Here is a 23,324-nt window from a genome sequence, read left to right as displayed (position 1 = left end):
CTCGCGCTGGGTGGGAAAGGCCCGCAACACTTGGGACGATCCCAATACTTGCTCAGTCAGTGCTGACGTAGTCGGCGACCACCGTCGCTCATGCTCTGCCGAGAAGTAAACCTATTAAGACCCGCCCCTTTTGTGTGGACGGTATTCTGGCGTTTTAGAGGTGAACAACGTGGAGCTTTTATCTGGCGGTGAGATGCTCGTCCGCTTCTTGCGTGACGAAGGCGTCAAATATATCTACGGGTACCCGGGTGGTGCTCTCCTTCATGTTTACGATGCCCTGTTCAAAGAACCGGAAGTGACCCACATCCTGGTTCGTCACGAACAAGCGGCTACCCATATGGCTGACGGCTACGCCCGTGCCACCGGTAAAGCCGGCGTGGTACTGGTGACATCAGGTCCTGGCGCCACAAACGCCATCACCGGTATCGCCACCGCCTATATGGATTCGATTCCAATGGTGATCATTTCCGGTCAGGTGCCAAGCACCATGGTCGGCACCGACGCGTTCCAGGAAACCGACATGATCGGTATCTCCCGGCCGATCGTGAAGCACAGTTTCATGATCAAGCACGCTTCGGAAATCCCGGAAGTCATGAAGAAGGCGTTCTACCTGGCGCAATCCGGTCGTCCGGGCCCGGTCGTGGTCGATATCCCGAAAGACATGACCAACCCGGCCGAGAAGTTCGAATACGTCTTCCCGAAAAAAGCCAAGCTGCGTTCCTACAGCCCGGCCGTTCGCGGCCACTCCGGGCAAATCCGCAAGGCGGCAGAAATGCTCCTGGCGGCCAAGCGTCCTGTGCTCTATTCCGGTGGCGGTGTGATCCTCGGCAACGGTTCCGCACCGCTGACCGAACTGGCGAAAATGCTCAACCTGCCAGTGACCAACACCTTGATGGGCCTGGGTGGCTTCCCGGGTACCGACCGGCAGTTCATCGGCATGCTCGGCATGCACGGCAGCTACACCGCCAACCTGGCGATGCACCATGCCGACGTGATCCTCGCTGTCGGCGCGCGTTTCGATGACCGGGTGATCAACGGCGCGGCGAAGTTCTGCCCGAACGCCAAGATCATCCACATCGACATCGACCCGGCTTCGATCTCCAAGACCATCAAGGCCGACGTGCCAATCGTTGGCCCGGTGGAGAGCGTCCTGACCGAAATGGTCGCGATCCTCAAGGAAATCGGCGAGACCCCGAACAAGGAATCCGTCGCCAGCTGGTGGAAGCAGGTAGATGAATGGCGCGGTGATCGCGGCCTGTTCCCTTATGAAAAGGGCGATGGCAGCCTGATCAAGCCGCAGACCGTGATCGAGACCCTGTGCGAAGTGACCAAGGGCGATGCCTTCATCACTTCCGACGTGGGCCAGCACCAGATGTTCGCGGCGCAGTACTACAAGTTCAACAAGCCTAACCGCTGGATCAACTCCGGTGGTCTGGGCACCATGGGCTTCGGTTTCCCGGCGGCCATGGGCATCAAGTTGAGCTTCCCGGATGACGACGTTGCCTGCGTCACTGGCGAAGGCAGCATCCAGATGAACATTCAGGAACTGTCGACCTGCCTGCAATACGGCTTGCCGGTGAAAATCGTCATCCTGAACAACGGCGTTCTGGGGATGGTTCGTCAGTGGCAGGACATGAGCTACGGCAGCCGTCACTCGCACTCTTACATGGAGTCGCTGCCTGACTTCGTCAAACTGGCTGAAGCCTACGGTCACGTCGGCGTGCGCATTACCGATTCGAAAGATTTGAAGTCGAAGATGGAAGAAGCGTTCGCCATGAAAGATCGTCTGGTGGTGATCGATATTTCGGTCGATACCAGCGAGCACGTCTATCCGATGCAGATCAAAGACGGCTCCATGCGCGATATGTGGCTGAGCAAGACGGAGCGTACTTAATCATGCGGCACATTATTTCCCTGCTTCTGGAAAACGAACCCGGCGCTTTGTCTCGCGTAGTCGGCCTGTTCTCGCAGCGCAACTACAACATTGAAAGCCTGACGGTTGCGCCAACCGAAGACCCGACGCTGTCGCGTCTGACGCTGACCACTGTCGGCCACGATGAAATCATCGAGCAGATCACCAAAAACCTGAACAAGCTGATCGAAGTGGTCAAGCTGGTGGACCTGTCGGAAAGCGCTCACATCGAGCGCGAGCTGATGCTGGTCAAGGTCAAGGCCACTGGCGCCCAGCGCGCCGAGATCAAACGCACCACCGATATTTACCGTGGACAGATCGTCGATGTCAGCGCCAGCGTGTATACCGTTCAATTGACCGGTACCAGCGACAAGCTCGACAGCTTCATTCAATCCATCGGCACCGCATCGATTCTGGAAACCGTCCGTAGCGGCGTGACCGGCATTGCCCGCGGCGACAAAGTACTCAGCATCTAAACCAAATTAGCGAATGGCCTGAACGGCCTGGATATATAGGGGAAATTCATGAAAGTTTTCTACGATAAAGACTGCGACCTGTCGATCATCCAGGGCAAGAAAGTTGCCATCATCGGTTACGGTTCCCAGGGCCACGCCCAGGCGTGCAACCTGAAAGATTCCGGTGTCGACGTTACCGTCGGTCTGCGTAAAGGTTCGGCCACTGTTGCCAAAGCCGAAGCTCACGGCCTGAAAGTGACCGACGTGGCTGCCGCTGTTGCTGGCGCCGACCTGGTCATGATCCTGACCCCGGACGAATTCCAGTCCCAGCTGTACAAGAACGAAATCGAGCCGAACATCAAGAAAGGCGCCACCCTGGCCTTCTCCCACGGCTTCGCGATTCACTACAACCAGGTTGTTCCGCGTGCCGACCTCGACGTGATCATGATCGCGCCGAAAGCTCCGGGCCACACCGTACGTTCCGAGTTCGTGAAGGGCGGCGGTATACCTGACCTGATCGCGATCTACCAGGACGCCTCGGGCAACGCCAAAAACGTTGCGCTGTCCTACGCAGCTGGCGTGGGTGGCGGTCGTACCGGCATCATCGAAACCACCTTCAAGGACGAGACCGAAACCGACCTGTTCGGCGAACAAGCCGTTCTGTGTGGCGGTACCGTTGAGCTGGTGAAAGCCGGTTTCGAAACTCTGGTTGAAGCTGGCTACGCGCCGGAAATGGCCTACTTCGAGTGCCTGCACGAACTGAAGCTGATCGTTGACCTCATGTACGAAGGCGGTATCGCCAACATGAACTACTCGATCTCCAACAATGCTGAATACGGCGAGTACGTGACCGGTCCGGAAGTGATCAACGCCGAATCCCGTCAGGCCATGCGCAACGCCCTGAAACGTATTCAGGACGGCGAATACGCCAAAATGTTCATCAGCGAAGGCGCAACCGGCTACCCTTCGATGACCGCCAAGCGTCGTAACAATGCCGCTCACGGTATCGAAATCATCGGCGAGCAACTGCGCTCCATGATGCCGTGGATCGGTGCCAACAAGATCGTCGACAAAGCCAAAAACTAAGTCGTCATCCTTGTACGAAAAACGCGGCCTCGGCCGCGTTTTTTCGTTTGAGGCGGTGGTTCTGGTATAAAGCTGCATCGTTTGTGGCCGAACTGTCGTCCTCAAGCCTCTGTCGAATTTTCTCCAAACCGTTGCAAGGTAATGTCCATGAGCGAACGTCCCGAAGAGCCGAACCAGGCTTCTGACGCCGAAAGCCTGCTGCCCATCGATGAGCACATCGAGGAAGGGCACGACGCAGAAGGTCGTAAAGTCCGGCATCGTGGTATCTATCTGCTGCCGAATCTGTTCACCACTGCGAACCTGTTTGCAGGGTTTTATTCCATCATCAACTCGATGAGTGCCCAGGCTGCCTTGAGCGCCGGTGACTCTGCGAATGCGAGCAAGTATTTCGCCTTTGCCGCGATCGCGATTTTCGTGGCCATGGTGCTCGATGGTCTTGATGGCCGCGTAGCGCGCATGACCAATACGCAAAGTGCCTTCGGTGCCGAGTATGACTCGCTTTCGGACATGGTCGCTTTTGGTGTCGCACCGGCGCTACTGGCCTTTGGCTGGGCATTGGGTGACATGGGCAAGGTCGGCTGGATGGTTGCCTTCATCTATGTGGCCGGCGCAGCGTTGCGTCTGGCGCGCTTCAATACTCAGGTGGGTACGGCTGACAAGCGCTACTTCATCGGTCTGGCCAGTCCGGCGGCTGCCGGTGTGGTCGCGGGGATTGTCTGGGCGTTCAGCGATTACGGTATTCAAGGTTCGAAGATGTCGTTCCTGGTCGCACTGATGGTTGCGGCGGCCGGCATGCTGATGGTCAGTAATATCAAGTACAACAGCTTTAAAGAGCTGGATCTGAAAGGTCGCGTGCCGTTCGTGGCGATCCTTGCGGTGGTGCTGGTATTCGCCGTGGTCTTCAGCGATCCGCCGCGCATCCTGCTGCTGGTGTTCCTCGCCTACGCCGCTTCTGGCCCGGTGCAGTACCTGTTGCATCTTCGTCGGCACAAAAAAGCCGAGTGATGTAATTTCCCGCATACTCCGCAGTCTATGGGTGCATCAGTCCTCCAAAGCTGCGGAGTTGCCATGTTGATCAAAGTCCCCAAAGCGTCCGACTGCCACGAGTCGGATGTCACGCCTGAATCCATTTATCTGTCCCGTCGCCAATTGCTCGGAGCTACCGCGGCCGGTATCGCCGTGAGCAGTCTGCCGCGTTGGGCCAGTGCCGAGGATACGGCGCGTTATGCCGATGTCGAACCGGGCAAGGCGCCTGCCTGGTTTGCCGAGAAGCTTCCTTCTACCAAGTGGGGCGCAGTCAACGTCAAGGATGAGGCGATCACGCCTTATAAAGACGCAACCCATTACAACAACTTCTACGAGTTCGGTACCGACAAGGGCGATCCGGCCGCCAATGCCGGTTCGCTGAAAACCGAGCCGTGGAGCGTTGTCGTCGATGGGGAGGTGGGTAAGCCAGGGCGTTACGCGCTGGAAGACTTCATGAAACCGTACCAGTTGGAGGAGCGTATTTATCGCCTTCGCTGTGTTGAGGCGTGGTCGATGGTTATCCCGTGGATTGGTTTTCCGATTTCTGCGCTGCTCAAACAGGTCGAGCCGACCTCCAATGCCAAATACATTCGCTTCGAAACCCTGCAGGATCCCAAGAGCATGCCAGGTCAGCGCTCGGGTTTTGCCCTGATCGACTGGCCTTATGTAGAAGGCTTGCGCCTGGACGAGGCGATGAATCCCCTGGCGATTCTGGCGGTTGGCATGTATGGCCGTGAGTTGCCGAATCAGAACGGTGCGCCGCTGCGTCTGGTGGTGCCGTGGAAGTATGGCTTCAAGAGTGTGAAGTCCATTGTGCGGATCAGTCTGATCAGCGAGCAGCCCAAGACGACTTGGCAGAGCATCGCGGCAGATGAATACGGTTTTTATGCCAACGTGAATCCGGCGGTTGATCACCCGCGCTGGACTCAGGCGCGGGAACGGCGCCTGCCGAACAGTCTGTTCAAGCCGAATGTGCGTGATACGCAGATGTTCAACGGCTACGCGGATGAAGTCGCTTCTTTATATACAGGGCTCGATCTGCGGAAGAACTACTGATGCGATATCCGTTCTGGCGTGTAGGTGTTTTCATCGCAGCGGCGATCTGGCCATTGCTTTGGTTTTATCAGGCGTTCGCTGATCTGCTGGGGCCGGATCCTGGCAAAGTCCTGGTTGATCGATTGGGGCTGGGGACGCTGGTATTGCTGTTGATCACTTTGAGCATGACGCCGTTGCAGAAATTGACGGGTTGGGCGGGCTGGATTGCTGTACGCCGTCAGTTGGGACTTTGGTGTTTTGCCTATGTGGTTCTGCATCTGTTCAGTTATATGGCGTTCATCCTTGGTTTCGACTGGTCACAGTTGGGCGTGGAGTTGCGTAAGCGGCCGTACATTATTGTGGGGACGCTGGGTTTTCTTGGTCTGTTGGCGTTGGCGGTTACGTCCAATCGCTACAGTCAGCGCCGCTTGGGTGTGCGCTGGAAGAAACTGCATCGGTTGGTGTACGTGATTTTGGGGCTCGGATTGCTGCATATGCTATGGATTGTGCGGGCAGATCTCAGGGAGTGGGCGATCTATGCCTTTATAGGCGCGATGCTCCTATTGCTACGTGTACCTGCGGTTGCCCGTCGAATCCCGCGGTTGCTGGCTAAAAAGCAGGTTTTGCAATAAATCTGAAATTATCGGTTGACGGCAGATTTCAGATGTCTATAATTCGCCCCACTTCCGGCGCAGTCGAAACGGAAAACTCCTTGAGATTCAATGAGTTATGTAGGTTTCGACAGCGAGTTGCTTCAGTTCATCGAAGCCAAAAGGAAGTTGAAAAAGAGGTGTTGACAGCAGCGTGTAACGCTGTAGAATTCGCCTCCCGCTGACGAGAGATCGGAAGCGCAAGTGGTTGAAGTTGTTGAAGAATTCTTCGAAAACTTCTGAAAATAATCACTTGACAGCAAATGAGGCTGCTGTAGAATGCGCGCCTCGGTTGAGACGAAAGATCTTAACCAACCGCTCTTTAACAACTGAATCAAGCAATTCGTGTGGGTGCTTGTGGAGTCAGACTGATAGTCAACAAGATTATCAGCATCACAAGTTACTCCGCGAGAAATCAAAGATGTAACCAACGATTGCTGAGCCAAGTTTAGGGTTTCTTAAAAACCCAAAGATGTTTGAACTGAAGAGTTTGATCATGGCTCAGATTGAACGCTGGCGGCAGGCCTAACACATGCAAGTCGAGCGGATGAAGGGAGCTTGCTCCTGGATTCAGCGGCGGACGGGTGAGTAATGCCTAGGAATCTGCCTGGTAGTGGGGGACAACGTTTCGAAAGGAACGCTAATACCGCATACGTCCTACGGGAGAAAGCAGGGGACCTTCGGGCCTTGCGCTATCAGATGAGCCTAGGTCGGATTAGCTAGTTGGTGAGGTAATGGCTCACCAAGGCGACGATCCGTAACTGGTCTGAGAGGATGATCAGTCACACTGGAACTGAGACACGGTCCAGACTCCTACGGGAGGCAGCAGTGGGGAATATTGGACAATGGGCGAAAGCCTGATCCAGCCATGCCGCGTGTGTGAAGAAGGTCTTCGGATTGTAAAGCACTTTAAGTTGGGAGGAAGGGTTGTAGATTAATACTCTGCAATTTTGACGTTACCGACAGAATAAGCACCGGCTAACTCTGTGCCAGCAGCCGCGGTAATACAGAGGGTGCAAGCGTTAATCGGAATTACTGGGCGTAAAGCGCGCGTAGGTGGTTTGTTAAGTTGGATGTGAAATCCCCGGGCTCAACCTGGGAACTGCATCCAAAACTGGCAAGCTAGAGTATGGTAGAGGGTGGTGGAATTTCCTGTGTAGCGGTGAAATGCGTAGATATAGGAAGGAACACCAGTGGCGAAGGCGACCACCTGGACTGATACTGACACTGAGGTGCGAAAGCGTGGGGAGCAAACAGGATTAGATACCCTGGTAGTCCACGCCGTAAACGATGTCAACTAGCCGTTGGGAGCCTTGAGCTCTTAGTGGCGCAGCTAACGCATTAAGTTGACCGCCTGGGGAGTACGGCCGCAAGGTTAAAACTCAAATGAATTGACGGGGGCCCGCACAAGCGGTGGAGCATGTGGTTTAATTCGAAGCAACGCGAAGAACCTTACCAGGCCTTGACATCCAATGAACTTTCCAGAGATGGATTGGTGCCTTCGGGAGCATTGAGACAGGTGCTGCATGGCTGTCGTCAGCTCGTGTCGTGAGATGTTGGGTTAAGTCCCGTAACGAGCGCAACCCTTGTCCTTAGTTACCAGCACGTAATGGTGGGCACTCTAAGGAGACTGCCGGTGACAAACCGGAGGAAGGTGGGGATGACGTCAAGTCATCATGGCCCTTACGGCCTGGGCTACACACGTGCTACAATGGTCGGTACAGAGGGTTGCCAAGCCGCGAGGTGGAGCTAATCCCACAAAACCGATCGTAGTCCGGATCGCAGTCTGCAACTCGACTGCGTGAAGTCGGAATCGCTAGTAATCGCGAATCAGAATGTCGCGGTGAATACGTTCCCGGGCCTTGTACACACCGCCCGTCACACCATGGGAGTGGGTTGCACCAGAAGTAGCTAGTCTAACCTTCGGGAGGACGGTTACCACGGTGTGATTCATGACTGGGGTGAAGTCGTAACAAGGTAGCCGTAGGGGAACCTGCGGCTGGATCACCTCCTTAATCGACGACATCAGCTGCTCCATAAGTTCCCACACGAATTGCTTGATTCATTGAAGAAGACGATAGAAGCAGCCCGAAATTGGGTCTGTAGCTCAGTTGGTTAGAGCGCACCCCTGATAAGGGTGAGGTCGGCAGTTCGAATCTGCCCAGACCCACCAATTTTTGTGTGGGAAACCTGTAGAAATACGGGGCCATAGCTCAGCTGGGAGAGCGCCTGCCTTGCACGCAGGAGGTCAGCGGTTCGATCCTTGGCTCCACCACCACTGCTTCTGAAGTTTGAAAGCTTAGAAATGAGCATTCCATCGCTGTGATGGTGAATGCTGATTTCTAGTCTTTTGATTAGATCGTTCTTTAAAAATTTGGGTATGTGATAGAAAGATAGACTGAACGTTACTTTCACTGGTAGCGGATCAGGCTAAGGTAAAATTTGTGAGTGACTCTTAAGAGTTTTGCGAATTTTCGGCGAATGTCGTCTTCACAGTATAACCAGATTGCTTGGGGTTATATGGTCAAGTGAAGAAGCGCATACGGTGGATGCCTTGGCAGTCAGAGGCGATGAAAGACGTGGTAGCCTGCGAAAAGCTTCGGGGAGTCGGCAAACAGACTTTGATCCGGAGATGTCTGAATGGGGGAACCCAGCCATCATAAGATGGTTATCTTGTACTGAATACATAGGTGCAAGAGGCAAACCAGGGGAACTGAAACATCTAAGTACCCTGAGGAAAAGAAATCAACCGAGATTCCCTTAGTAGTGGCGAGCGAACGGGGACTAGCCCTTAAGTGGCTTTGAGATTAGCGGAACGCTCTGGAAAGTGCGGCCATAGTGGGTGATAGCCCTGTACGCGAAAATCTCTTAGTCATGAAATCGAGTAGGACGGAGCACGAGAAACTTTGTCTGAATATGGGGGGACCATCCTCCAAGGCTAAATACTACTGACTGACCGATAGTGAACTAGTACCGTGAGGGAAAGGCGAAAAGAACCCCGGAGAGGGGAGTGAAATAGATCCTGAAACCGTATGCGTACAAGCAGTGGGAGCCCACTTTGTTGGGTGACTGCGTACCTTTTGTATAATGGGTCAGCGACTTATTTTCAGTGGCGAGCTTAACCGAATAGGGGAGGCGTAGCGAAAGCGAGTCTTAATAGGGCGTCTAGTCGCTGGGAATAGACCCGAAACCGGGCGATCTATCCATGGGCAGGTTGAAGGTTAGGTAACACTGACTGGAGGACCGAACCGACTACCGTTGAAAAGTTAGCGGATGACCTGTGGATCGGAGTGAAAGGCTAATCAAGCTCGGAGATAGCTGGTTCTCCTCGAAAGCTATTTAGGTAGCGCCTCATGTATCACTGTAGGGGGTAGAGCACTGTTTCGGCTAGGGGGTCATCCCGACTTACCAAACCGATGCAAACTCCGAATACCTACAAGTGCCGAGCATGGGAGACACACGGCGGGTGCTAACGTCCGTCGTGAAAAGGGAAACAACCCAGACCGTCAGCTAAGGTCCCAAAGTTATGGTTAAGTGGGAAACGATGTGGGAAGGCTTAGACAGCTAGGAGGTTGGCTTAGAAGCAGCCACCCTTTAAAGAAAGCGTAATAGCTCACTAGTCGAGTCGGCCTGCGCGGAAGATGTAACGGGGCTCAAACCATACACCGAAGCTACGGGTATCACGCAAGTGATGCGGTAGAGGAGCGTTCTGTAAGCCTGTGAAGGTGAGTTGAGAAGCTTGCTGGAGGTATCAGAAGTGCGAATGCTGACATGAGTAACGACAATGGGTGTGAAAAACACCCACGCCGAAAGACCAAGGTTTCCTGCGCAACGTTAATCGACGCAGGGTTAGTCGGTCCCTAAGGCGAGGCTGAAAAGCGTAGTCGATGGAAAACAGGTTAATATTCCTGTACTTCTGGTTATTGCGATGGAGGGACGGAGAAGGCTAGGCCAGCTTGGCGTTGGTTGTCCAAGTTTAAGGTGGTAGGCTGAGATCTTAGGTAAATCCGGGATCTTAAGGCCGAGAGCTGATGACGAGTTACCCTTTGGGTGACGAAGTGGTTGATGCCATGCTTCCAAGAAAAGCTTCTAAGCTTCAGATAACCAGGAACCGTACCCCAAACCGACACAGGTGGTTGGGTAGAGAATACCAAGGCGCTTGAGAGAACTCGGGTGAAGGAACTAGGCAAAATGGCACCGTAACTTCGGGAGAAGGTGCGCCGGTGAGGGTGAAGGACTTGCTCCGTAAGCTCATGCCGGTCGAAGATACCAGGCCGCTGCGACTGTTTATTAAAAACACAGCACTCTGCAAACACGAAAGTGGACGTATAGGGTGTGACGCCTGCCCGGTGCCGGAAGGTTAATTGATGGGGTTAGCTAACGCGAAGCTCTTGATCGAAGCCCCGGTAAACGGCGGCCGTAACTATAACGGTCCTAAGGTAGCGAAATTCCTTGTCGGGTAAGTTCCGACCTGCACGAATGGCGTAACGATGGCGGCGCTGTCTCCACCCGAGACTCAGTGAAATTGAAATCGCTGTGAAGATGCAGTGTATCCGCGGCTAGACGGAAAGACCCCGTGAACCTTTACTATAGCTTTGCACTGGACTTTGAATTTGCTTGTGTAGGATAGGTGGGAGGCTTTGAAGCGTGGACGCCAGTTCGCGTGGAGCCATCCTTGAAATACCACCCTGGCAACTTTGAGGTTCTAACTCAGGTCCGTTATCCGGATCGAGGACAGTGTATGGTGGGTAGTTTGACTGGGGCGGTCTCCTCCTAAAGAGTAACGGAGGAGTACGAAGGTGCGCTCAGACCGGTCGGAAATCGGTCGTAGAGTATAAAGGCAAAAGCGCGCTTGACTGCGAGACAGACACGTCGAGCAGGTACGAAAGTAGGTCTTAGTGATCCGGTGGTTCTGTATGGAAGGGCCATCGCTCAACGGATAAAAGGTACTCCGGGGATAACAGGCTGATACCGCCCAAGAGTTCATATCGACGGCGGTGTTTGGCACCTCGATGTCGGCTCATCACATCCTGGGGCTGAAGCCGGTCCCAAGGGTATGGCTGTTCGCCATTTAAAGTGGTACGCGAGCTGGGTTTAGAACGTCGTGAGACAGTTCGGTCCCTATCTGCCGTGGACGTTTGAGATTTGAGAGGGGCTGCTCCTAGTACGAGAGGACCGGAGTGGACGAACCTCTGGTGTTCCGGTTGTCACGCCAGTGGCATTGCCGGGTAGCTATGTTCGGGAAAGATAACCGCTGAAAGCATCTAAGCGGGAAACTTGCCTCAAGATGAGATCTCACTGGAACCTTGAGTTCCCTGAAGGGCCGTCGAAGACTACGACGTTGATAGGTTGGGTGTGTAAGCGCTGTGAGGCGTTGAGCTAACCAATACTAATTGCCCGTGAGGCTTGACCATATAACACCCAAGCAATCTGAATGCTCGAAAGAGACCAGATTGCGGTGTGTGAAGACGCAATGAACCGAAAGTTCGCGATGCTCACAAACACCTGTATCACATACCCGATTTGCTGAAGCGAGGCCAACAGGTCACGAGTCAGTACCCGAATTTCTTGACGACCATAGAGCGTTGGAACCACCTGATCCCATCCCGAACTCAGAAGTGAAACGATGCATCGCCGATGGTAGTGTGGGGTTTCCCCATGTGAGAGTAGGTCATCGTCAAGATTAAATTCCGAAACCCCAATTGCGAAAGCAGTTGGGGTTTTGTTTTGCCCGCAAGAAAGTATTTTTACTTAGGCAACGAACAATTTTGCACAGTTATTTTCGAATCAGAACACTAGAATAGCCCCATCTTTTTCGGAGCCAGAGCCTTTATGTCAGATCCGGTTGACGCCCAAGGGCTGTCAGATTTACCGCTGGAAGACTTGGTGGCCTGTCATGAGTGCGATCTGCTGATGCGCAAGCCCAAGCTTGCCCATGGCGAGAAAGCACTCTGCCCGCGCTGCGGTTACGAGTTGTACGCGCATCGCCATAATGTGGTGCAGCGCAGCCTTGCCTTGGTGATCGCAGCATTATTGCTGTATATCCCGGCAAACTTTTTACCCATCATGCAACTCAATATCCTCGGACAATCTTCGCAGGATACGGTCTGGAGCGGCGTGCTCGGCTTGTTCAATACGGACATGCAGGGCGTTTCGATCGTTGTATTCCTGTGCAGTATGGCTATTCCGTTGCTGAAGTTGCTGTGCCAGTTATTCGTTTTGCTGACGATTCGATTCAACGTCGGACGCAGTTACGGCTTATTGCTCTACCGCATTTATCACCACCTCAAAGACTGGGGCATGCTTGAGGTTTACCTCATGGGCGTCCTCGTGGCGATCGTCAAACTGGCGGACATGGCGGCCATCACCGTCGGCCTCGGTCTGGCGTGTTTCATCGGGTTGTTGTTGGTTCAGGTCTGGCTGGAAGTGGTGATGTCACCGCATCAGATCTGGCAGGCGTTATCAGGAGAGGATGCCCATGCGGGCGATTGATGCGGGCATTCTGATCTGTACCGAATGCCATGAATTGAACAGACAGGATGCGGACACCGACGAGCAGACCTGCACCCGCTGCGGTGCGCTGGTTCACGCTCGTCGTCCGAACAGTCTGGCCCGAACCTGGGCCCTGCTGATCACGGCTGCGATTATCTACATCCCGGCCAATGTGTTGCCGATCATGACGGTCAGTTCGCTGGGGCAGGGCGATCCCAGCACCATCATGTCCGGCGTGATCCAGTTGGTGCAGCACGGCATGATCCCGATTGCCGCCGTGGTGTTCATCGCCAGTATTCTGGTGCCGACCTTCAAACTGGTCGGCATCGCGCTGCTGCTGTTTTCGGTGCAGCGGCGTCAGCCGTTGTCCGCGCGGCAGCGGATCTGGATGTACCGTTTCATCGAGTTCATCGGTCGCTGGTCGATGCTCGACATCTTTGTGATCGCCATCCTGGTGGCGGTCGTCAACTTCGGCCGGCTAGCCAGTGTCGAAGCCAACCTTGGCGCCATCGCCTTCGCCAGTGTGGTGATTCTGACGATGCTTGCCGCAGTAACTTTCGATCCCCGACTGATTTGGGATAACACGGAGTCGGACGACGACCATGACTGATTTGCCTGTAGCGAAAACCCGACCGGCCTCCAACTGGTCTGCCATTTGGGTACTGCCTCTGATTGCCCTGATCATCGGTGGCTGGCTCGGCTGGCGTGCCTATAACGAAACCGGTATCGAGATTCAGGTGCGTTTCGAAAGCGGTGAAGGCATCCAGGCCAACAAGACCGAAGTGGTCTACAAGGGCATGCCGGTGGGTAAGGTGAAGACGCTCAAACTTGATGACGAGGGCAACTCCAAAGGGGTGATTGCCACTGTCGAGATGAACAAGGACGTCGAGCAATACCTCAAGACCAGCACGCGTTTCTGGCTGGTGAAACCGAGCGTGACATTGGCCGGTATCACCGGTCTGGAAACCCTGGTTTCAGGTAACTACGTGGCCATCAGTCCCGGTGAAGGTGAACCGACCCGCAAGTTCAAGGCGCTGGCCGAGGAGCCGCCGCTGTCGGACTCCAAGCCTGGCCTGCATCTGACCATCAAGGCCGATCGCCTCGGCTCGCTTAACCGCGGCAGTCCGGTGTTCTACAAGCAGATCAAAGTCGGTCAGATCAAAAGCTACGTGCTGTCTGAAGACCAGAGCACCGTGGAGCTCAAAGTGTTCATCGAGCCGACCTACGCCAAACTGGTGCGCAAACACACGCGTTTCTGGAATGCCAGCGGCATCAGCATCGACGCCAACCTGTCTGGGGTGAAAGTACGCAGCGAGTCTCTGGCAAGCATCGTCGCCGGCGGTATCGCCTTCGCCACCCCGGAGAATCGCAAGGACAGTCCGCCCACCGATCCAAGCCTGCCGTTCCGCTTGTATGAGGATTTCGACGCAGCGGCTGCCGGCATTCGGGTCAAGGTCAAACTCAGTGACTTCGAAGGCCTGCAGGCCGGTCGTACGCCGGTGATGTACAAAGGCATTCAGGTCGGTAATCTGAAAGCGCTGAAGGTTGATCCGGATCTGAACAGTGCCACGGCCGAGCTGACGCTTGATCCTCTGGCCGAAGACTATCTGGTCGAGGGCACGCAGTTCTGGGTGGTCAAACCGTCGATTTCCCTGGCCGGTATCACCGGGCTCGAAGCATTGGTGAAAGGTAACTACATCGCCGTGCGTCCGGGCGACAAAGGTGCTGCGCCGAAACGCGAATTCGAGGCGCGGCCAAAAGCGCCGCCGTTGGACCTGCGCGCACCGGGTCTGCACCTGGTGCTGTTCACCGACGTTCTTGGTTCGATCGACGTCGGCAGCCCGATTTTGTACAAGCAGGTCAAGGTCGGTTCGGTACAGAGCTATCAGTTCTCCAAGACCAAAAAACAAATCGTCATCGGCGTGCATATCGAGAAGGAGTACGAGAACCTGGTCAACGCTTCTACGCGCTTCTGGAATGTCAGTGGTATCACCCTCACCGGTGGTCTGACCGGCGGGATTCAGGTCAAGAGCGAGTCGTTGCAAACGTTGATGGCTGGCGGTATCGCTTTCGAAACGCCGCAAGCCAAGGCGCCGCTGCAAAAGCGTATTCCACGCTTCCGTCTGTTCGCCAACCATGATGAAGCCAACCAGAAAGGCACTGTGGTGACGATCAAGGTTGATCGCGCCGATGGTCTGCGCCCGGGTACACCAATTCGATTCAAAGGGCTGGATGTCGGCAAGATTGAAGACGTCGATCTCACCGATGATCTGCAATCGGTAATGATCACCGCACGAATCACTGAAGTGCCGGAGAAGATCGCCCGGGTCGGCAGTCAGTTCTGGGTGGTCAAGCCGGAGTTGGGGCTGATCAAGACCCAGAATCTGGAAACCCTGGTCACCGGGCAATATGTGGAAGTGCAGCCGGCGGCGAAAAACCTCGGCCCGCAGAAGAACTTCGTTGCGCTGGCCAATCCGCCGGAAGCGAGCAAACAAGAGGCCGGTTTGAGTCTGGTGCTGAGCGCCGCGCGCCGTGGCTCGCTGAAACCGGGCGTACCCGTGACCTATCGCGAAATTACCGTGGGCAAGGTCACCGGTTATGAACTGGGCCAGACGGCCGACCGGGTGCTGGTGCACATTTTGATCGAGCCGAAATACGCGCCGTTGGTGCGCAGTGGCAGCCGATTCTGGAACACCAGCGGCGTCGGTTTCGACATCGGCTTGTTCAACGGCCTGACGGTACGCACGGAGTCGCTGGAGACGGCGATTCAGGGTGGTATCGCCTTCGCCACGCCAGACGGTGAACGCATGGGCAACCCGGCACGGCCTGAGCAAACGTTCCCGCTGTTCGACAAGTTCGAGGATGAGTGGCTGACCTGGGCGCCGAAGATTTCGCTCGGTAAGTAATTCTGTGGTGTCTGAAGTGGCGCCATCGCGAGCAGGCTCACTCCTACAGGGGAACGCGTTCCAAATTGTAGGAGTGAGCCTGCTCGCGATAGGGCACTAAAAGTCAGCACAAATCCCCAGCCATAAAAAAGGGCCGCGATCCCAACAGATCGCGGCCCTTTTTTTGCCTTCAGCTAAAGCCGGTCAAACCTCATCCAGCTCCGGCTCATCGGCTTGCACATTGATGGTGGCCTTCACCACATCATGCCGGCGGATGTACTTCCAGTCCGCCTCATCGATGTAGATCCCCGCCGGGCCGCTGCCGCCTTCCAGGTCGATCGCGACACTGGCGCAGACCTGCGGTTTCACACTCGCCAGAATCGGCACGAAGCCCAGTTGCAGGCTGGTTTCCAGCAGCGCGGCCTGGTTCTTCTCGTCGATGTCCGCCGCCTCGTCGAGGTAATACGGCAGGCGCACGCGACCAGCGAGGTCGCGATCCATCAAGTGCAGCAACAAGTACATGTTGGTCAGCGCCTTGATGGTCATGGTGGTGCCGTTGGAGGCCGCGCCGTCGATGTCGGTGTGAATCACCGGCTGACCGTTGACCTTGGTGATCTCGAAGGCCAGTTCGAACAAGTCCTTGAGGCCGAGCTGGTTGTGGTTCGCCGCCACCAGCCGTGCCAGATATTCCTTGGCCTCTTCGTTCTTGTTGTCCTGTTCGGCGCTTTGGCTCAGATCGAACACCGACAGGGTTTCGCCTTCTTCGTACTGACCGGCGCTGTGGATGATCTGGTCGATGTGCTTGAGCGCTTCCTTGTTCGGCGCCAGGACGATGCGGAAGCTCTGCAGGTTGGACACCTGACGCTTGTTGATCTCGCGGTTGAACAGCGCCAGTTGATGCTCGAGGCTGTCGTAGTCGCTGCGGATGTTGCGCAAGGTCCGGGCGATGTCGGTGACCGCCGCACGCCGTGCCTTGCCCAACGTCAGGGCTTCGTCGGTACGGTGCGCGTAAGCGTTGATCAGCAGCGACAGACGGCGCTCCATGTCGTCTTCGCTGTCAAACTTGGCCACGCCTTTGAGGCGCACCTGCGCGTACAACGCTTCGATCTGACCGTCGGCGCGCAGCAAGCCTTGCCAGCTATCCTGATAGTCGTTGAGCAGCGGCAGCAGGTTGTCCATCGAATCGTCGACCGGATCCATGAACGGCGTACCGAACGGCAGATCCGCCGGCAGCAGCTGACGGCGGCGCAGGGCGTCGTCGAGGGTGCGCTGCTTGGCTTCCATGTCGGCGATCTGCCGGCCGACCAGTTGCAGCTTGGCCGACAGTTGCTGGACGCGTTCGGTGAACGCATCGCTGGAGCGCTTGAGTTCGTCCTGCGCCGCTTCCATCTGCGCCAACTGCTCAAGCTTGTCGCCTTCTTCGGCGCTCAGAGTCTGGGTGCGACGGAAATCTTCCAAGGCTTTCTGCGCATCCAGCACTTGCTGGTACAGCGCTTCGGTCTGGGTCTTGCTCGCGGCGCGGTCGGCGGCCACGGCCTGCTGGGTCTTGAGTTGCTTGAGCTCTTTTTCCAGACGCTCTTTTTGGTCACGCAGCGCGGCGCGGTCGGCCAGCGCTTGCAGCGCCGGCGGCTCGATGTGCGAGATGTCGATCGACAGGCCCGGCACTTCGAAGCGCTCGCCCTTGAAGCCATCGAGGATCAGCTCGACCGATTTGACCCACTCGCCATCCTCGTCGAGAGTGATGCCGTGTTCGCCCAGCGGCAAGCTGAACAGCGCGCTGTTGAACAGGCGCATCAGGCGCTCGACGTCCTGCTGCGAGAACTCCTCACGCAGGCGCGCGTAGCTGTTGTTGTCGGCGTGATCGAGTTGCTGCTTCACCGACTTCAGGCGTTTTTCCAGATCGCGCAGACGCTCTTCCAGATCTTCGGCGCTGAACTGCCGGGACTGTGCCAGCGCACCGGCCAATTCGTCGTGCGCGTCCTTGGCCGCGAGCAGCTGTTGCTCCAGCACTTTGACGTCATCGACCAGCGCGAAGCGGTTCTTCAGTACCGACAACTCGCCAAGCCAGCGCTGAATGCCGGAGATTTCCCGCTCCAGGCGCATCAGTTCCTGCGTGCCACCGCGCTGATCGTTTTGCAGATCGTCCTGCTCGCGACGGTAGTGCTCGGCCTGAATCGTCAGCTCTTCCTTGCGCGCCGTGGCGTAGTCCGACCAGGTGCCGAGCAACGAGTCGAGCAGCGGCGACAGGCGATGCAGCTTGCCGCGCAGCACGTCGCGCTGTTTCACGCCGTTGGCCAAGGCTTCGACCAGCGGGCCGGCAGCGACCAGCGAGTTGTAGTCCTGCTCCATCCGGCGCACATCGCGGAAGGCTTCTTCGCACGCGGCGATGTAGTCGACGCTGCCGGAACGCAGGCTGTGCTCGAAGGCATCGAGGAACAGTTGCTTCAACTTGGCCGCAGTGATTTCGCGCATGTGCAGCAGGTTGATGAACAGTGCGCGGAAGGTTTTCAGGCTCTGCTCGCTGGTGGAGCGCAGCGGGATCAGGGTCAGGTCGAGCGGGATAGAGGTGTGCCCGCCCACCAGCAGACGACGCAGTTCATCAGGTTTGAGTTCGTAGGCTTTCAGGCCTTCTTTCTCAAGGTTGCTGAACAGCTCTTTCTGCCGCAGGCAGGTGTCGTTCTTTTGGTAGTGCGCCAGGTCGAGCTTGCCGGCGTAGGCGAAGAACTGGTGACCGAAACCGCCACCCGGGCCGCGACCGACCACGCCGATCACGTGCGGGCCGTGCGGCAGATTGACTTCGACAAGGATGTAACTGGTGTCGGAGGCGAAGTAGAAACGTCGCGATTGTTCCAGGCTGTACTTGCCGAAACTCATGTCCGACATGCGCGCCAGAATCGGGAACTGCAGAGCGTTGATCGAGGCGGATTTACCGAGGTTGTTCGCGCCGTAAACCGACAGCGGTTCTTCCAGCGGGAACAGACCGAGGCTGTAACCGGCGGTGTTCAAAAGGGCAAAGCGGCGGATGCCGTAGCGTTCCTGGCTCATGCGTCGGACTCCTGTTCTTCGGCAATGGCTCTAGCCAGTGCGTCTTCTTCGCTCTCTTCTTCGCTCTCTTCTTCGCTCTCTTCTTCAAACTCGCTGAGATCGAGCGGATCGTCGGTCTCGAGGAATTTGGCTTCGGCTTCTTCGTCGATCAGCACCGGCGCCGGCAGCGGCAGCACGCTGTGTACGCTGGCTGCCAGATCGCGGTCCTGCTGCACCGACAGGCACACATCGAGGAAACGGTGCATCGGTGGCAGGAAACGGTACACGCCGTTTTCTTCGCCGGCGAAACCGAGCTGGGTCATGCGGCGCATGATTTTTTCTTCGAGTTCTTCAACGGTCTGCACTTCGGCCTGGATGAACAGGTCGCGGTATTTATCCAGCAGCGACGGCAGTTCTTCACGGCCGAGGCTGCCGCCGTCGAGCACGGCGATCGGGTCACGGCCCTGATCGGCCAGATGCTCGACGAGAATGAAGGTGAACAGCGCCAGACGCTGAGCGGTCTTGTTCACCGCCGCAGCGGCCATGTCCGGCACGAAGTAGTAGAAGCCACGGGTGTCGCAGACCAGCTCGAAGCCCAGCGCCTTGAACAGCGTGCGGTATTGATCCTGGAAGTTTGACAGTTGCGCGTACAGTTCCGGGTCGCGGCGGCTGACATGATAGCCCTTGAACAGCTCGCGGAAGATCGGCGCCAGTTGGGACAGTTCGGATAGATCAAGATGCATTGGGGATGCTCGCAGAATCCTCGGCGGCGGAGTCGCGGGCCGAGAGCAGGGCGAAGGAGCGCAGGCTGACCTGGTGCTCGTGAGTGTGGTATTCGCGGCGTTCCAGACGCTCGCGGGTGAAGCGTTTTTCTCGCGACAGACGCGAGAACCAGTAGAGCAATTCGTCGGTGGCGCCGTCCGGTTCCTGCTCCAGCAGCCAGGTCATCAGATCCGGCATTGGCAGGGACTCTTCGCAACGCTCGACCATCTCGCGCACGGTGCGCGGTGCACGCGGCGCATCGCCGGATTTCTGGGTCTTGTGCGCCTTGGGGAAACGCGCCGGTTTCGGCTCGAAACGCGCCAGGGCGTAGACGTAGGCCTCGACCTGACTGGCGCTGCCGAGGAAGGTGCTTTGCGGCCGCGTGAAGAGCGGCATCGCCGCTTGCGGCACGGCGTCGATGCCTTTGCGGCGAATCGCCGCCAGCGCCAGCGCTGCACCACGGGTCACGGCGTTGTGGCGGCGCGCCTCTTCACGCAGCGGCAGCAGCAGTTCGCGGGCGTGGCGCAGGGTCAACTGGGCGCTGGTCTGCATTTCGAGGATGCGCGCGTGGGTGCGCAGCAGCATGTCGTCATCGACCAGATGGCCGAGGCGTTGCTGTTCGCTGAGCATCTTCAGCAGCACGGTTTCGACCTTGCGCACGCCTTGTTCGAAGGCGCCGTCGGCGTTCACCAGATCGATCATCGGCTCAACGTATTCGTCCCAGGTCGCCAGCACTTCGGCGTAACGCTGACGCAGCGGAATCTGCCGGTCGCTGGTCTTGGCCCGTTCGGCCACGGCGACCAGTGCCTGTTCGTCGTTGTCGAGTTTCTTCAGCACATCGCGCACGCGCATGTCGAGCAAACGCAGCTGACGGGCGAGGTCGTTGCCGTCGCGCACATCGAACGCGTCCTGAATGTAGCCGGCCAGCCGTTCGAGGTGGCGCAGATAGGCTTCGATTTCCAGGCACAGGCCCAGACGGTGCTCACGGCGCAGGTAGGCGAGGAAGTCGTGGATCTGCGCGTTGAGCTCGAAACGGTTCGGGCTTTTCGCCACGGGCACCAGAATGTCCAGGCGAATCCACACGTCGAGCAGGCTGGTGATGTCCTGCGGCGTGCTGTCCAGTTGTTGGGCGGCCAGTTGCGTGCGCAGTTCGTTGAGGCTCAGGGTGCCCTGGTCGAAGTGCTCGCACAGTGGCTCCAGAAGTGCCCAGTGTTCAGCGAGGGCGCGCAAGACGCGCTTGGGTTCGATCATCGGAATGGCCGGCTGGTTGGCGATTAAAAGCGGCGATTGTACTGCATCACGAGGGATGCGCTTCACTCTCGGGACGGGCTGTCGCATTCTTTGTATTAAAGCGCGTAGGTAAGGCGCCTCGTGAAAGACTATCGATCAACAACGGGCGATCTTGAGCGAAGGGCGGTAGAATCAGCACACTTTCAGTTATCCACAAGTGGCCGACCTTTGCTTATCGAGTCCCGCCGCCGCGCCTATTTGAACGCCATGCAGGTGGTCAACTGGCTGCCGCGCACCGAATTGCCTTTCGCCGCCCCGTCGCGGCCCGAGCTGCTGGACATGCCCGAGCCTGAACCAGAGGTCGTGGTGATGCCGGTTGTGCAGGCCGAAGCTCCGGTGCAGCCTGCCGCCCGTCCGGTCGAACGGCCGAAGATCGAAGTGCCGCGCCCGTCGCTCGCCAGTACCCGCAATGGCGCCAAACCGGTAGAAGAGGTCGAAGAGGCGCCGGTTGTCGCCAAGCCCACACCCGTGCCGCCACCGCGTTTTTCCCTGCAATTGCTGCGCGCCGGGGCTTGTCTGCTGCTGGTCGAGTTACCCACAGGCGAAGCGTTCCAAAGCCGCGATCCGGCCTATCTGCTGCTTAAAGACATGTTGCGCGCCGCCGGTTTGCCGGATGCGCCACAAATCGTCGGCGAGCCGGTGCGCTGGCCGTGGTTGAACCGCGGCACTATGGATCAGGGCCCGGAAGCCGCGCGTGACTTTGTTCAGGGCTTCCTCTCGGTACAAATGGAAGCGGCACCCTGCGCCTGCCTGTGGCTGATCGGCCTGCCGGCAATACGCTTTGCCGGTGAAGCGGACGCCGAAGCGTTCAACAGTGAATTGCAGATTGAAGGCCTGGGCCTGGCCTGGGCCATTCCGGGTCTGGAATTGTTAATGGAAGAGCCACAGCGCAAGGCCGCTGTGTGGCAAGCCATGCGTCGGCTGATGGCGCGCTGGAAACCATCGAATGAGTGAAGCTGTATCGTTCCGCCCGATGACCGAGGCGGACCTGGACGCGGTATTGAAGATCGAATACGCGGCGTACAGCCATCCCTGGACCCGCGGGATTTTTCTCGACGGGCTGGGCAAATACCAGATCTGGCTGATGTTCGAAGGCCAGCAGCAGGTCGGCCACGGGGTGGTGCAGATTATTCTCGACGAGGCGCATCTGCTGAATATCACGGTCAAACCGGAGAATCAGGGGCGTGGGCTGGGGCTCACGCTGCTCGAACATCTGATGTCGCGGGCGTATGCGGCCGAGGCCCGGGAATGTTTCCTGGAAGTGCGCGACAGCAATACTGCTGCGTTCAGGTTGTACGAGCGCTATGGCTTCAACGAGATTGGCCGGCGGCGGGATTATTATCCGGCGGTGGGTGGACGTGAAGACGCCGTAGTGATGGCTTGCACCCTGGTCGACTGATCTTGTTTAAAAGCTTCGCGAGCAAGCCCGCTCCCACATTAGTTTTGAGTCGTGCCTCAAATCCCTGTGGGAGCGGGCTTGCTCGCGAAGGCGTCCTTACAGGCGCTACCAATCAGCGATTGCCATCCAGCGGATCACGCCGCGCCAGCTCCGCCTCATCCAGCCCATTGCCGCCGCCGATGTCATCTTCGTCGACAATGCTCAGATCCCAATCGGCCTGATTGCCTTCGCCAGCCTCTTCGGCATCACGTGCGCCGTCCTCGTGAATCAGCGTTTCCGGGCTCAAGTCATCGTCGGTCGGTTCGTGGTCTGCAGTCGATGCGCCGGTAAGCCCGGCCTCACGCACTCGTTCAGCGGGCATCAGTTGCTCACGTTCACGTTCCGGAATCTCGTCGCCGATTTTCGCGCTGGGTTCGTCTTCATCGAAATCCAGCTCGTGCACCGAGCCCATGCGGTCTTCGTTGTCATCAATGGGTTCCGGTTGCACCGCATCGTACGGACGTCGTGAATCAGTCATGGCAAATCCTCATACTGTGGGCCTTACTGAGTGGACTCACCGGGCACCCGAGAATTCCAAAGAAAAACACCTGCGGTTCTTGCGTGACCCCGATGGGCGGTCGTCTGTCATACCAGCGCATCTTTCTTGAGGCCTTAACCATGCACGATTTACAAGACCTGATTGATAACAACGAGCGTTGGGCTGACGCGATCACCAAGGAAGACCCGGATTTCTTCGCCAAACTCGCGCGCCAGCAGACCCCGGAATATCTGTGGATCGGCTGCTCCGACGCACGTGTACCGGCCAACGAGATCGTCGGCATGCTGCCGGGCGATCTGTTCGTACACCGCAACGTCGCCAACGTGGTGCTGCACACTGACCTCAATTGCCTGTCGGTGATCCAGTACGCGGTTGATGTGCTCAAGGTCAAACACATCCTCGTGACCGGCCACTATGGCTGCGGCGGTGTGCGCGCTTCGATGCAGGATCGCCAGTTCGGCCTGATCGATGGCTGGCTGCGCTCGATCCGTGACCTGTACTACGAAAAACGTGAAGAACTGGCCAAGCTGCCGACCGAGGAAGAACAGGTCGACCGGCTGTGCGAGCTCAACGTCGTCCAGCAAGTGGCCAACGTCGCCCACACCAGCATCATCCAGAACGCCTGGCATCGCGGCCAGAGCCTGTCGATTCACGGCTGCATTTACGGCATCAAGGACGGTCGCTGGAAAAGCCTGAACACCACCATCAGCGGTTTCGAGCAACTGCCGCCGCAATACCGTCTGCGTCCGGTCGGGGCGGTGTAATCCCGA

General features: G+C 57.1%; 16 protein-coding genes, 1 tRNA gene and 3 rRNA genes. 16 read left to right on the top strand and 4 right to left on the bottom strand.

Annotated elements, in window-relative coordinates; all coding sequences use genetic code 11:
* The first annotated feature begins 169 nt into the window (after positions 1 to 169).
* The 13 genes from AC1RBR_RS22695 to AC1RBR_RS22635 all read left to right on the top strand — a co-directional run bounded on the left by AC1RBR_RS22695 (position 170) and on the right by AC1RBR_RS22635 (position 15,562).
* Positions 170 to 1,894, top strand: a complete 1,725-nt coding sequence (locus AC1RBR_RS22695; RefSeq protein WP_041065497.1) for an acetolactate synthase 3 large subunit — start codon at positions 170 to 172, stop codon at positions 1,892 to 1,894.
* 2 nt (positions 1,895 to 1,896) lie between these two features.
* Positions 1,897 to 2,388 (top strand): acetolactate synthase small subunit, encoded by a 492-nt coding sequence (ilvN, locus tag AC1RBR_RS22690; RefSeq protein ID WP_003205610.1) that lies wholly within the window; start codon positions 1,897 to 1,899, stop codon positions 2,386 to 2,388.
* A gap of 48 nt (positions 2,389 to 2,436) precedes the next feature.
* Positions 2,437 to 3,453: a ketol-acid reductoisomerase gene (gene ilvC / locus AC1RBR_RS22685; RefSeq protein WP_007959661.1), complete on the top strand. Its 1,017-nt coding sequence runs from the start codon at positions 2,437 to 2,439 to the stop codon at positions 3,451 to 3,453.
* A gap of 147 nt (positions 3,454 to 3,600) precedes the next feature.
* Complete coding sequence (gene pssA / locus AC1RBR_RS22680; protein WP_095140089.1) at positions 3,601 to 4,458, top strand: CDP-diacylglycerol--serine O-phosphatidyltransferase; 858 nt, start codon at positions 3,601 to 3,603, stop codon at positions 4,456 to 4,458.
* 63 nt (positions 4,459 to 4,521) lie between these two features.
* On the top strand, positions 4,522 to 5,535 hold the full coding sequence (gene msrP, locus AC1RBR_RS22675; RefSeq protein WP_492566680.1) for a protein-methionine-sulfoxide reductase catalytic subunit MsrP: 1,014 nt from the start codon (positions 4,522 to 4,524) through the stop codon (positions 5,533 to 5,535).
* A complete protein-coding gene (msrQ, locus tag AC1RBR_RS22670) occupies positions 5,535 to 6,146 on the top strand; it encodes a protein-methionine-sulfoxide reductase heme-binding subunit MsrQ (RefSeq protein ID WP_253150563.1) in 612 nt (203 codons plus the stop codon). The genes msrP and msrQ overlap by 1 nt, the downstream gene beginning before the upstream one ends.
* 496 nt (positions 6,147 to 6,642) lie before the next feature.
* Positions 6,643 to 8,179: ribosomal RNA gene (locus tag AC1RBR_RS22665) — 16S ribosomal RNA — on the top strand.
* An 81-nt stretch (positions 8,180 to 8,260) separates the two neighbouring features.
* Positions 8,261 to 8,337: transfer RNA gene (locus AC1RBR_RS22660), tRNA-Ile, on the top strand.
* A gap of 349 nt (positions 8,338 to 8,686) precedes the next feature.
* Positions 8,687 to 11,578 (top strand): 23S ribosomal RNA (locus AC1RBR_RS22655).
* Positions 11,579 to 11,731: 153 nt separating this feature from the next.
* Positions 11,732 to 11,847, top strand: a 5S ribosomal RNA gene (rrf, locus tag AC1RBR_RS22650).
* The 16S, 23S and 5S rRNA genes sit together here with 1 tRNA gene alongside, the layout of an rRNA operon.
* 149 nt (positions 11,848 to 11,996) lie before the next feature.
* The gene (locus tag AC1RBR_RS22645; protein ID WP_027612261.1) at positions 11,997 to 12,656 is read left to right on the top strand and encodes a paraquat-inducible protein A; all 660 of its coding nucleotides are present in this window, start codon (positions 11,997 to 11,999) and stop codon (positions 12,654 to 12,656) included.
* Positions 12,643 to 13,266 (top strand): paraquat-inducible protein A, encoded by a 624-nt coding sequence (locus tag AC1RBR_RS22640; protein WP_083367911.1) that lies wholly within the window; start codon positions 12,643 to 12,645, stop codon positions 13,264 to 13,266. Before AC1RBR_RS22645 ends, AC1RBR_RS22640 begins: the two co-directional genes overlap by 14 nt.
* Positions 13,259 to 15,562 carry a PqiB family protein gene (locus AC1RBR_RS22635; RefSeq protein ID WP_443532483.1) on the top strand — a complete coding sequence of 768 codons (2,304 nt, stop codon included), beginning with the start codon at positions 13,259 to 13,261 and terminating at the stop codon, positions 15,560 to 15,562. Before AC1RBR_RS22640 ends, AC1RBR_RS22635 begins: the two co-directional genes overlap by 8 nt.
* 183 nt (positions 15,563 to 15,745) lie before the next feature.
* Here the strand turns inward: AC1RBR_RS22635 and mksF are convergent, their stop codons facing one another.
* The 3 genes from mksF to mksB are packed head-to-tail and all read right to left on the bottom strand — an operon-like array spanning position 15,746 to position 20,578.
* The gene (gene mksF, locus AC1RBR_RS22630; RefSeq protein WP_095136782.1) at positions 15,746 to 18,586 is read right to left on the bottom strand and encodes an Mks condensin complex protein MksF; all 2,841 of its coding nucleotides are present in this window, start codon (positions 18,584 to 18,586) and stop codon (positions 15,746 to 15,748) included.
* Entirely contained in the window at positions 18,583 to 19,308 is a 726-nt protein-coding gene (mksE, locus tag AC1RBR_RS22625; RefSeq protein WP_123589257.1) for an Mks condensin complex protein MksE, read from the bottom strand. Before mksE ends, mksF begins: the two co-directional genes overlap by 4 nt.
* The gene (gene mksB / locus AC1RBR_RS22620; protein ID WP_167734176.1) at positions 19,298 to 20,578 is read right to left on the bottom strand and encodes an Mks condensin complex protein MksB; all 1,281 of its coding nucleotides are present in this window, start codon (positions 20,576 to 20,578) and stop codon (positions 19,298 to 19,300) included. Before mksB ends, mksE begins: the two co-directional genes overlap by 11 nt.
* 246 nt (positions 20,579 to 20,824) lie before the next feature.
* On the opposite strand from mksB, the gene AC1RBR_RS22615 reads away from it, so the two are divergent.
* The gene (locus tag AC1RBR_RS22615; RefSeq protein WP_492567267.1) at positions 20,825 to 21,571 is read left to right on the top strand and encodes an energy transducer TonB; all 747 of its coding nucleotides are present in this window, start codon (positions 20,825 to 20,827) and stop codon (positions 21,569 to 21,571) included.
* Positions 21,564 to 22,016, top strand: coding sequence for a ribosomal protein S18-alanine N-acetyltransferase (gene rimI / locus AC1RBR_RS22610; RefSeq protein ID WP_115987822.1), 453 nt, complete (start codon positions 21,564 to 21,566; stop codon positions 22,014 to 22,016). Before AC1RBR_RS22615 ends, rimI begins: the two co-directional genes overlap by 8 nt.
* A gap of 112 nt (positions 22,017 to 22,128) precedes the next feature.
* Here rimI and AC1RBR_RS22605 read toward each other — a convergent pair whose 3' ends face one another.
* Positions 22,129 to 22,533: a serine kinase/phosphatase gene (locus AC1RBR_RS22605; protein WP_202371199.1), complete on the bottom strand. Its 405-nt coding sequence runs from the start codon at positions 22,531 to 22,533 to the stop codon at positions 22,129 to 22,131.
* Between the two features lie 140 nt (positions 22,534 to 22,673).
* Between AC1RBR_RS22605 and can the strand changes: the two genes are divergently transcribed.
* Positions 22,674 to 23,318: a carbonate dehydratase gene (gene can, locus AC1RBR_RS22600; protein WP_095190641.1), complete on the top strand. Its 645-nt coding sequence runs from the start codon at positions 22,674 to 22,676 to the stop codon at positions 23,316 to 23,318.
* The last annotated feature ends 6 nt before the right edge of the window (positions 23,319 to 23,324 follow it).

The sequence above is a fragment of the Pseudomonas sp. GW823-FHT01D03 genome (assembly GCF_058798255.1).
This window is presented reverse-complemented; position numbering and strand designations above follow the sequence as displayed.